The organism is Rhodopseudomonas sp. BR0C11, from assembly GCF_010820945.1.
Lineage (GTDB): Bacteria > Pseudomonadota > Alphaproteobacteria > Rhizobiales > Xanthobacteraceae > Rhodopseudomonas > Rhodopseudomonas palustris_H.
The window spans coordinates 1-526 of sequence record NZ_QTKI01000830.1 but is presented as its reverse complement, the minus strand read 5'-3'; the positions used below and the strand labels follow the sequence as shown (position 1 = coordinate 526).

General features: G+C 74.1%; 1 protein-coding gene. It reads right to left on the bottom strand.

All coding sequences use genetic code 11. From position 1 onward, the window contains the following. On the bottom strand, window positions 1-526 hold a 526-nt coding region (locus DYI24_RS27655), incomplete at both ends, for an alpha/beta hydrolase (RefSeq protein WP_502706400.1).

Genomic DNA, 526 nt, shown 5'->3' with positions numbered 1-526 from the left:
GGCGCCCGCAGCACGGTCCGGGCGATGGCTCCGCCGACCGGCGAGCCCGCCATTCGCAGCGCGAAGCCGCCGCCGGAGGAATGGCCGACCAGAACCAGCGGCGCGCCCGGCCGCACCGCCTGCACCATCGCGACCAGATCGGCGAAATCATCGCCGAGTTGGCCGCGATAGCCGATGTCGCCGCGCGTGCCTGAACCGCCGTGGCCGCGGATATCCGGCGCGAAGGTCTCGACGCCGCGCGCGGCGAGCGCCTGCGCCAGCGCATGCACCGCTATGCTGGAGCCAGCCGAGCCGTGGACCACGATCGCGACTTCCTGGCGTCCGTCCTGCTGTGGCTGGTAGCGGCGGTAGGCCAGCTCGGTGCCGTCGCGGGCCTGAAACCGCGACAGCGCCGGCATCGCGCTGCGATCGACCGCGCGGGCGCCTTTGTCGATCGAGGCCAGCGGCGCGGGCTTCGTCACCGGCACGGCGATCGCGGCGGCAAAGGCCAGCGCCACCAGACCGCCCCCGCCCAGCAGGTATCCCC